Source organism: Clostridium sp. 1001270J_160509_D11 (assembly GCF_015667935.1).
Lineage (GTDB): Bacteria > Bacillota > Clostridia > Peptostreptococcales > Peptostreptococcaceae > Intestinibacter.
Genome location: NZ_JADPET010000093.1, coordinates 1 through 11,158 on the forward strand (window position 1 = coordinate 1; position 11,158 = coordinate 11,158).

The 11,158-nt window shown below is 27.7% G+C and carries 9 protein-coding genes; 6 read left to right on the forward strand and 3 right to left on the reverse strand.

Annotation, left to right across the window (positions count from 1 at the left end; genetic code table 11):
• Positions 1-119: 119 nt before the first annotated feature.
• Positions 120-968, reverse strand: coding sequence for a SpoIVB peptidase S55 domain-containing protein (locus I4U58_RS09260; protein WP_243269599.1), 849 nt, complete (start codon positions 966-968; stop codon positions 120-122).
• Positions 969-1,295: 327 nt separating this feature from the next.
• The gene (locus I4U58_RS09265) at positions 1,296-1,832 is read right to left on the reverse strand and encodes a hypothetical protein (RefSeq protein ID WP_195931018.1); all 537 of its coding nucleotides are present in this window, start codon (positions 1,830-1,832) and stop codon (positions 1,296-1,298) included.
• An 89-nt stretch (positions 1,833-1,921) separates the two neighbouring features.
• On the opposite strand from I4U58_RS09265, the gene I4U58_RS09270 reads away from it, so the two are divergent.
• From I4U58_RS09270 to I4U58_RS09285, 4 genes are read left to right on the forward strand one after another with little or no spacing between them, the layout of a single operon-like run.
• Positions 1,922-2,692, forward strand: a complete 771-nt coding sequence (locus tag I4U58_RS09270; protein WP_195931019.1) for an N-acetylmuramoyl-L-alanine amidase — start codon at positions 1,922-1,924, stop codon at positions 2,690-2,692.
• A 9-nt stretch (positions 2,693-2,701) separates the two neighbouring features.
• Entirely contained in the window at positions 2,702-3,430 is a 729-nt protein-coding gene (locus I4U58_RS09275) for a zinc dependent phospholipase C family protein (protein WP_195931020.1), read from the forward strand.
• A 42-nt stretch (positions 3,431-3,472) separates the two neighbouring features.
• Positions 3,473-5,023 carry an ABC-F family ATP-binding cassette domain-containing protein gene (locus I4U58_RS09280; RefSeq protein ID WP_195931021.1) on the forward strand — a complete coding sequence of 517 codons (1,551 nt, stop codon included), beginning with the start codon at positions 3,473-3,475 and terminating at the stop codon, positions 5,021-5,023.
• 25 nt (positions 5,024-5,048) lie between these two features.
• Positions 5,049-5,702 carry a TIGR01906 family membrane protein gene (locus tag I4U58_RS09285; protein ID WP_195931022.1) on the forward strand — a complete coding sequence of 218 codons (654 nt, stop codon included), beginning with the start codon at positions 5,049-5,051 and terminating at the stop codon, positions 5,700-5,702.
• A 176-nt stretch (positions 5,703-5,878) separates the two neighbouring features.
• On the opposite strand, the gene I4U58_RS09290 is transcribed toward I4U58_RS09285, so the two are convergent.
• The gene (locus tag I4U58_RS09290; RefSeq protein ID WP_195931023.1) at positions 5,879-6,139 is read right to left on the reverse strand and encodes a cysteine-rich small domain-containing protein; all 261 of its coding nucleotides are present in this window, start codon (positions 6,137-6,139) and stop codon (positions 5,879-5,881) included.
• Between the two features lie 115 nt (positions 6,140-6,254).
• Between I4U58_RS09290 and I4U58_RS09295 the strand changes: the two genes are divergently transcribed.
• Together I4U58_RS09295 and I4U58_RS09300 are read left to right on the forward strand one after the other, a co-directional pair.
• Positions 6,255-10,109 (forward strand): AAA family ATPase, encoded by a 3,855-nt coding sequence (locus I4U58_RS09295; protein ID WP_195931024.1) that lies wholly within the window; start codon positions 6,255-6,257, stop codon positions 10,107-10,109.
• 9 nt (positions 10,110-10,118) lie between these two features.
• Positions 10,119-11,158, forward strand: a 1,040-nt coding sequence (locus I4U58_RS09300; protein WP_195931025.1) for a S46 family peptidase, incomplete at its 3' end; no start/stop codon positions are given.

Genomic DNA, 11,158 nt, shown 5'->3' on the forward strand with positions numbered 1-11,158 from the left:
AAGTTTTAAAATATTTATTATATTTTTTACTTGTATAAAAATAAATATGTATAAATATAGCTTAATTAAAGCATAATAAAAATAATCTCTAGATATCTAGAGATTATTTTTATTATGCTTTACAACATCCATTTTATATACACGCCGTATCCTATTTTAGGATTGTTTTCTAAGGCATGAGATACTGCACCAATTATTTTATTATTTTGAATTATTGGAGTACCACTCATACCTTGCACAATTCCTCCAGTCTCCTTAAGTAAATCTTCATCAACAATTCTTATTTTAAAAGTTTTAGGTTCTGGAGTACATTGATTTTCAATTTTTAATATTTCAATATCATACTTAACACATTGATTTTGTTTATTTTGTAATATTATTTGCGCTTTACCAAGTTGAACTTCATCTAAATTAGCTACCTTATATTTTCTTTGATTTGAAAAATCTATATTTCTAGTTTTACCTTTTATACCATATTGCGTATTTTCTTTAAAATCACCAATTAAATAATTTTTACTTGCATTTATATATCCAACATTTCCACGAGATGATTTTTCTATCTCTAAATTGCTTGTTGTAGATATAGTACCTGATTTAATAGGTATTTGTTTTGCGTCACCGACATTAATTGCATGTCCCACTGCACCAAATTGATGAGTTTCAGGATTTATATATGTCAGTGTAGCAAAACCTGATATTGCATTATTAAAACTAACTCTTTTTAATGGTTCTTTATAACATATTAAATTTTTAATTACATTTCCTCTTTTAACAGTAACGCTAATTTGATTACCAGTAGAAGAATAAAACACATCTGATAAATGATTAAAATCTTTTATTGGATTACCTTCTACTCTCAAAATTAAATCACCGCTTTTTAGTGGACAGCCATTAACTTCATTGCGAACAATTAGATTTTCTAGCTGGCCATCAACTTGAATTACTTTTCCGATTGGAATTAAATACATATCATTATTTTTTTCCAAAGAATATGCATAATTTGCATTATTCATGAAAAAATATAATAAGAAGAAAAAACAAACAAAAAAGAAACTATTAAATTTTAATGACTTTAAATTGAGTTTTTTATTAAAATTTAGCAATGTTATAAACACCTTCTTTCTTGAGTTTGGTTGGTGCCTAATATTATATTTTGCAGAAGTAATTTTTTAATGCTTGGAAATGAGATTCAACAAAACCGTAGATTGCATAAATAAACAAAGCATAAAAGAAAAACCGTTGAAATGAAATAAAACAAAAAATAAAAAAGAAATAAAATTTAAATTATATAGATTTTATTTCTTTTTAACCTTTCTTTTTACTATTTTTTTTGAATGTTTTTTAGAATTAGATGAAGATGATCTTTTTGAACTAGATCTTCCACCAGCAGTTGTCGGAACAGCAGGAATAGGAGGAACAAATATAGCATCCTCGCCGTCCGTAGAGCAAGCATTTACACTAGCTATTAATGCTATTTGGTCAGACAAAACAGCAAGAAATGTAGAAAGTATACTTAAATCTACATCAGATAATTCTTCTCCTAATGCAATAGCTAAGGTAGAAGCTAAAACTATGTAATCAAGCGATGAAAAATAACACAACTTCGATTGTTTTCCAGTTGAAGAGCTTGAACCACTTTCAGAATTACAATTTGAATTTTGATTATCATCATTATTTTGGTTTGTATTATCATCACAATTTTGATTGTTATCATTTTCAGAACAATTATTATTACACGAATTAGACGAGTTTGTATTATTTTGCGAAGTTGAATTAGAATCTCTAACAGGGCGTTTACTTTTGCTACTATATTTTCTTTTTTTTCTCTTCAAGAGTTATCACCTCTAAAAAATTTTATGTATATAAATATATATGAAAGACTACAGATTTAAATGAAAATAAAAATGTTGAGGAGGATAGTATGAAAAAATATAAATTTTTAACTACTACTATACTAATAATTGGACTTATAATGATTTTTACATCGAGTGAAACAAAAAATTTAACAAAATTAGTTTCAAATTTTTCAGCTTTAAAACTAAATCCTAACACTAAAACTGAACAATACATAATATGTATAGACCCAGGTCATCAGGCAAAAGGAAATTCAGAGACAGAACAAGTAGGACCAAATTCAGGCTCATATAAAGCAAAAGTATCTTCTGGAACAGCCGGTGTAGCGACTAAAAAGCCAGAATATGAATTAAATTTAGAGGCATCTTTAAAGTTAAAACATATATTAGAAAGTAGAGGATATAAAGTCTATATGACAAGGGAAAGTCATGATGTGGATATAAGCAATAAAGAAAGAGCTATATTTGCAAATGAAAAGAAAGTAGATATGGTAGTTAGGATACATGCCGACGGTTCTGACAATGAAGGAATTACAGGAGCATCTATTTTAATTCCATCAAAATACGGTGAATATACATCAGCTATTTATGAAGACAGCTCAAATTGTGCAAAATTTATAAATGAAAATATGCAAAATAATGGTTTCAAAGTAAATGGTATATTCGAACGTAGCGACTTAACAGGATTTAACTGGTCACAAGTCCCAGCAGTACTATTAGAAATGGGATTTATGAGTAACTATACAGAAGATCAAAATATGTCTAGTCCAAAATATCAAGAAAAAATGATGACTTCAGTAGCAGATGGATTAGATAATTATTTTAAAAATAAAAAATAAGGTGATATTATGACAAATATATTGGGGGAAAGAAGGAATAATAGCGTCTTAGAAAAGACATTAAATATTATAAGTCCGATTAAAAATAAATTTTCAAAACCAGACTGTAGAGTTCATATATTTATACAGGAAAATGCAATGAATAGCTTATGGTTAAATGGATACTATGAAGTCTATGAATTTTTTTATAGATACAAAAAAACAATAAATCAAGGAGTTGTATGGGCAGACCAAGATTTAAAATGCTATTGTCATTTTTTTAATACTTTTACAAATAAGGGGCTACCAGGTGTAGACGATAATGCACTAACACTAGCTATAAAATATTACGACTATGCTATAGATTTTTTTTATGAAGATGATATATACCAATCCATGTTTTATTTAGGTGCAGCTTGCCATCTAGTTCAAGATGTAACCGTCCCGCAACACGCCACAGGAGACTTACTAAACAATCACATGCAGTTTGAAAATTACGCAAAAGCCAATTATCTAAAAATAAAGCGATTTAGAATATACTCTGAACCGATTTTATTTAACTCTGTAGAAGAGTATATACGATTTAATTCTTATAATGCGATAAAGAACCAACATATGTATAAACACGTTCAAAATTTAAGCACTAGATTTTACTTAATTGCCGAAAAAGCATTGGAATTCTCACAACAGACAACAGCAGGAATCCTAATTCTGTATTTTAAAAATACGTATATGCAAAATTACAAAAATCAAATATAATAGTATAGATGTAAACAAATAAAATTTATAAGAGGTGGATAAATGCTAGTAGTAGAAAATGTTAGTCATGGTTTTGGAGCGAGAACAATACTAGAAAATGTATCTTTTAGACTTAAAAAGGGAGAACATATAGCTCTTGTAGGTGCTAATGGAGAAGGAAAATCTAGTTTCTTAAATATAATAACAAAAAAATTAATGCCAGATGCAGGTAATATAAAATGGTCATCAAGAGCAACAGTTGGATACTTAGACCAACATGCTGTTTTAGAAAAAGGAATGACTATAAGAGACGTATTAAGAGATGCGTTCAAAAACATGTTCGAGTTAGAACAAGAAATGTTAAAAATGTATGACCTAATGGGTGAAGCAGACGAAGAACAAATGAATAAACTTCTTGAGGAAACTGCTGAAATACAAACTATATTAGAAAACAGTGGATTCTATACAATAGATGCAAAAATCCAAGAGGTTGCTAATGGTTTAGGATTAGGGGAAATAGGTCTTGATAGAGACGTAACTGATTTAAGTGGAGGTCAAAGAACAAAAGTACTTCTTACTAAATTATTATTAGAAAGTCCAACAATATTAATCCTTGACGAGCCTACAAACCACTTAGATGAAGAGCATATAGTATGGCTTACAAGATATTTACAAGAGTATGAAAACAGCTTTATTCTTGTATCACACGACACAGACTTTATAAACAATACATGTAATGTAATTTATCATATAGAAAATGCTGAGCTTACAAGATATAAAGGTAACTACGACGAATTTGTAAGACTTAGAGATATTAAGAAAAGACAAGAAGAAAGTGCTTATGAAAAACAAGTTGAAGAAAGAAAGAAACTTGAAGATTTCGTAGCTAGAAATAAAGCGAGAGTTGCAACTAGAGGTATGGCAAACTCAAGACAAAAAATACTTGATAAGATGGAAATCTTAGAAAGACCAAAAGAAAAATTAAAACCAACATTCAACTTTAGAAATGCTAGAGCAGCAGCGAGAATAATATTCGAAACTAAAGATTTAGTGTTAGGATATAATGAACCATTAACTAAACCATTAAACTTCCAATTAGAAAGAGGACAAAAAATAGCTCTTAAAGGGATGAATGGTATAGGTAAATCAACACTTCTAAGAACTTTACTTGGAATGACAAAACCATTTGATGGTCAAGTTGAATTAGGTGATTACTTAGAAGTTGGATATTTCGAACAAGAAAGTTCAATGGATAACTACAATACTGCATTAGATGATGTATGGCAAGAATATCCTGTATTAACAAACTACGAAGTTAGACAAGCTCTTGCTAAATGTGGTCTTACTACTGAACATATAACAAGTCAAGTTAGAGTTTTAAGTGGGGGAGAAGCGGCAAAAGTTAGATTATGTAAGTTAATGTTAAAAGACATAAACTTCTTAGTTCTTGACGAGCCTACAAACCACTTAGACGTAGAAGCTAAAGATGAGCTTAAAAAAGCAATAAAAGAATTTAAAGGAACAGTTCTTTTAGTTTGCCATGAGCCAGAATTCTACAGTGATGTAGTTGATGATGTTTGGAATATAGAAGATTTCACTACAAAAATAGTTTAATACTTAAATTAGAGGGGGCTTTCAATTGAGAAAGTTATTAAATGTAGTTGTATCTATATGTTTAGCTTTATTTGTGATTGGTTCATCAGTTATTATAACTATGAATATAAAAAGCATCTACTATAATGATATAGATAAACTAAACATAGAGTCTATGATTAATCTATCAAGGGAAGATATAATAGAGAATTACGATTATTTAATTGATTATAACTTAAGCTGGAATGCAGAAGAATTTGAGTTGCCATCTCTACCTTCATCACAAAATGGTAAAATCCATTTTGAAGAAGTGAGAGATATATTCCAAAATGTAAAAATACTTACTATAATCTGTGGAGTTATCTCTGTTGTAGGAGGTATTTTACAAATTAGAAAGAAAGACTTCAAATTTTTAAGAAATGCATCCATCTTAATTGTGATAATGCCAGTTTTATTGGCTATTCCAATTGCGATAAATTTCAATGCATGTTTTATTATGTTTCATAAGATAATGTTTAGTAACAATTATTGGATTTTTAACCCTGTGTTAGATCCTGTTATAAATATATTGCCGGAAGCATTCTTTATGCATATGGGTATTGCAATTTTGGGAATTATGGTATGTGCAAGTGTAATTTTACAATTGATATATCATAAGGTTAAAAAGTTAAATCATGGCAATATTAAAATAAAAAATTAAATTACAAAAATTATAATATTGAAAGAATGTCGAATAAATGGTATGATGGATATATTGAAATAAGACTGAAATAAAAACGAGACGAAAAAATACGAGTTAGATGATGTAAATCAATTCTAACTCGTATTTTTTTTGCTATAAATAATGCATCATAATTTTAAAAAATATATAATATCTTATTCAGAGTCTAATTTTGTAATTTCAACAATTTCTTTAAACTTTCCAATTATATAATCATAATTTTTCCTTTGGTGGGGAAGAGTACAATTTGTACAATCCTTTATACCTTTTTCTGTATATCTAAAATTTCCACCACATTTATCTTTTAAAGCATATAAAGGGCAATAACAGAATAAGCAGTTGAAATTTTCTGGGTCATTTGTTTTATGACAGGGAAAGTATTCACATTTAGTATTACTAAAAAATTTATAATTCAATTTATATATACCTCCAAAGATTATAATATGAGATAATTTTATTATACTATTTTAATTTAATTTATTATACTTATAATATAGAATCAATATATAAAAATTTATTGGGAGAAGACTTATGAAGGATTTTAGGGAAGTTTCTACGATGGAGTTGCTTTATAATGTGACTACTAAAATGGAAATTAAAATGAAAAAGTTTGAAGAATTATTTAAAAGCAATATGTTGAAATTCACACTAAAGAGGAAGGATAAAGAAGGAGATGAAATAGAAGAAGATGATAGAATAATAGAAAAAGAAAAAATAAAGAAATTATCATATGAGCAGTTGAGAAATGAAGCTGATGAAGGAGATGAAGATGCCCAGTACAACATGGGAAATTATTATCTAACCTTTGAAAGAGATAAGCTCGAGGGTATATCCAAGGCATTTGGCTGGTACAAAAAAGCATCTCAAAATGGCTCGAAAGAGGCACAGTATAACCTCGCATGTTTGTATATCGATGGGGTAGATATAGATTTAGATGAGGAAGAAGACGAAAAAGAGGAACAAGCCTTTATATGGTTTGAAAAATCAGCAGAACAAGGATTTATAAAATCAAAATTTTGTTTAGCGCTTTGTTATGAACATGGGATAGGAGTAGAAGAAGATAAACAAAAGGCATTTGAAATAGTAAAGTCACTTGAAAATGAAAAAAATAATTATCCAATTCAATATTGCTTGGGAGTATATTATGAAAATGGAATTGGAGTAGATAAAGACAAGAAAAAAGCATTTGAATACTATAAGTTTTGTGCTAATGGAGGGTATGATATAGCTCAGCTTAGGACTGCAATTTGTTTTGAATATGGAATAGGTGTAAAACAGGATTATAAAAAAGCATTTAATCGATATAAAAAAGCTGTGAGCAATGGAAATGAAGATGCAAAATATCTTATGGGACATTGTTATGAATTTGGAATTGGAACTAATGTAGATTATAAAAAGGCATTTTCAATATATGAGGAATTAAAAGAAATAGATTATGAAGATGGCATTTATAGACTAGCATATTGTTATGAACATGGAATAGGGATAGATATAGATAAAGAAAAAGCGTTTAAATTATATAATGACTTGGCACGAATGGGAAATGAAGACGCAATGTTTTATCTAGCACAGTGTTATGAATTAGATAGAAAAAATGTATTAAGTAATGAGGAAATTGTCGCAGATTTAGAAGAAAGCGACTTAGAACAAGATTATGGTGATGTAATGGTTATACAAGATGAAATAGCAGATTTAGATGTAGAACCAAAAGAAGTCACAGATTTAGAACACGATACAAATTTAGAAAAAGATATAAATATAGTGATAGAAGAAAATAGTATAAATCAACTACAACCAAAAGATTTAGACTTGACTCTGCAAAGCAGCATAGATGAGGAAATAACATTTAGCAAAGACTTAGGTATTAATGTATTTCTAGAGCAGACTATATTTAAACAGATAAAAGACAATAACCTAGAAAGTGACTTAAAAAGATTAATTATAAAGATTGATAAATGCATGAAATCATCAAATAAGTCGTTAAATTTAAATAGTCTAGGTTTTAAAAAGTATGAGGGGATAAAAGATAATAGTATTTATGGATTTGATTTCAATAACAAGATAAATGATAGTGATAGAATAATAGCATGTTTTATGAAAGATTATGTTAAAAAGAATGAATTTGACTTTGATAGATATAAAGGCAATAAAAACGACAAAAAGGGGATTATATTATTTTCAATAGCTAAGCACAACGATCAAGAAAAAGAAGCATTAAAAGTATCTAAAAGGATAAATAGCCACTTCTTTGATAATGGAAACTTCAAAAATTTAAATAGAAAAAAAGAAATGACATATAAAGATATGTTGGAAATAAGGGATAACGTAAAAAGAAACCAAGAAACTAATATGACATTTAGAGCTATTGATTTTAACGATAATGAAATAATATATCAAGAAGTACTGACAAAAGAACAAGCCAAATATATAGATACATTTATTCAAAAATCAGAACCATTCATATTATCAGGTATAGCTGGTAGTGGAAAAACACTATCTACAATCAATTTAATACCAGATATGGTTGAAAAAATCAAAAATATGAACTCAAACAAAAAAATTCTCTACATTACATTTTCAAACAACTTAAAAGAATATGTGAAATCAAAAGTAATGGAAAATTACTATGAATATAACGAATATATAGATATAAGAACTTTTGTAGATATATGCACAGAGATAAATTATAAGCATAACAACAAAAAAATAGATAGATCTAAAATTATAACGCAAAATTCTTATAATAAGAGTTTTACAAAGTTTTTAGAATGGTTACAACAGACATCTAGGGACGGAAATATTATAAAGTTTATTAAGAAATATGAAAATGAAAAAAATATTATTTATAGCGAAATTTTTGGAATACTAAAAGGTTCTATGTACGTCGATTGGGACAGGAAAGAGCCATATATAGTAAACTCTGAATACTATATCAACAATAGTAAACAAATAGTAGAAGATTATAAAATTTTTGTAGAAGAAGATAGGCAAATTTTATATTCTATAACGGAAAAATACAACCAGTGGTTGTGCGAAAATGACTATCACGACATAAATGATATAGCATTTGAATTACAAAGTTTAATAAAAGAAAAGTCTATAAACTATGAATATGTCGTAGTTGATGAGGTTCAAGATTTTACAGAGGTCCAAATATATATGTTGTTCTTATTAGCTAAAGAACAAGAAATTTATGCAAAGAATAAAACAAGAAAAATATTATTAGCAGGGGACCCCAACCAAATAATAAATCCAACATTTTTCAAAATAGGAAGGCTTACAAAATTATTTTATTTATACGGATATCATTATGAAATTGAGCGACTTAATGAGAATTTCAGAAACTCTATAAATATAATGAAGATGAATAATATAGTAAATGAAATAATAAATGATAAACTTCCGGCAAGAAAAGAAGAAGACAGACAGTTTGAAATAACAAAAAACAATAAAACAGGTATAATAGAGCAAGTTGAAGCGACAGAAGACAACTTAAAAATTATATTTAGTGAGCTTGATGCATCTGCAAAAGTTGCGCTTATAGTATCTGATGATGAGAAAAAACAACATCTAAAACAAAAGTACAACTGCAAAAATGCATTTACAATATCTGAATTTAAAGGGAAGGAATTCGATAATATAATAGCTTACAATATATTATCTGACTATGCAGATATTTATGAAGAAGTTTATAAAAAGGAAATTTTAAAAGAAGGTCATTACAGTTATTACTTCAATCGATTTTATGTTTCTATAACTAGAGCAAATTATAATTTAGTCTTAATAGAAGAAAAAGAAACAGAAGTATTAAAAGAAATCAAAGCAAAACTAGGCGACGATATAAAATATATAAAAACTTTAACTCAGTTTAAAGATTTAAACTTAGGAGAAGTAGTAGGAGATAGTATAGAGCTGTTTAAATTAGGAATGAAGTTTTTCTATGATGAGAGATATTCAGTAGCGAAAAACTACTTTATTAGAAGTGTGGAGCCAAATTCAAACAGTTTAGCAAGGTTGTGTGATTTGTTTGAAGAGGATGGAAAATACGAAGAAAAAGGAGACAAGCTATTTGAAATAGGTGAGTATAAGTTGGCACAGAGCTATTATGAAAAATCATATCAGTTTTCAAAATTTGCGATTATGTACTTGTATATAGAAGATTTATCTTATGAAAAACAGTTGAGAGAGTTTTATAATAGCTTAGAAAAAGAGGGAATAAAATTTAGCAATTTATTTGATGAATATGGCAAACAGTTTGATAAACTAAACGATATATTGCGAAATAAAATAATAAAAACGGAAAAATTAAAATCTAATATTCAACTGAAAATGGGGAATATAAACAAACTATTTGAAAATATAAATACAAAGGTGAATGGGAGATAGGTGAATAATATGACGAATAACGAATTAAACACAAGGGGTATAGTAGAATCAATTGATAAGTTTAATGAAAATAGTGAGCAAATATGCATAACGTTAAATGGATTAGAGGGGAGTATAAATGAATTTAATAAATCGATAACCAAGCTTGATTCTTTAAAACAAATCGATATAACCAAAAAGAAGATGGACGAGTTAAATACATATAAAAACAAAGTAGTGCAGATGGTAAGCGGGTTAAAAAATATAGATAAAGATTTGAGCGAATTAGATGAACTGATTAAAACTATTGCAAAGTTTGGAGATGAGATACACTCTGTAATGAAAAATAGCAATATGATAAGTTTTACTACAGTATCAAAAAACGTTAGAGACTTAGATAAAAAAATTACGGCTTTTAATAAGAGAATCGATACATTTATAGAAAGTGAATTATTAAAAAAGATGGACACTCAATATGAAGGTATAATGGAGCATATTGATTCTGTACTAGAAAGACAACAAAAAATGATAGATGAAATAGACAATAAATTAGATCAAATAGCGCCAGAAACTATCAACAATAAATCGACTTCTAGCAATATTGTAATTGATTCAAAATTTGAAGGAAATATCGAAAATATGATGAGAAGTGTTATAGAAGATGTAATTTGTAAAAATGACGGAAAGAAAAACTCAAAATCTTCAATTTACGCTGGATTTAGTACAAAAGTACTACAAGTTTTATCAGAAGAAGGGGAATTAGAGGCTAGTTATATTCTTGGAAATAGATATTATGATGAAGGTGAAATTGATAAAGCTGTTTTAGAATATGAAAAGTTGGTTGATAATAATGACAATAGATGTGAAGAGAGATTAATTAAAATATATAAACAAAAATCAAAAGAAGAAAATCCACTATATCAAGAAAAACTAGGATTTGAACTATATAGAGGTAAAATAATTAAAAAAGATATAGATAAAGCTATAAAATTATTAGAAAATGCTAGAGAAAAAATAGAAGTACTAACTATAGAAAGAGATTCATACAAGGAAAGAATCGAAAGATTAGA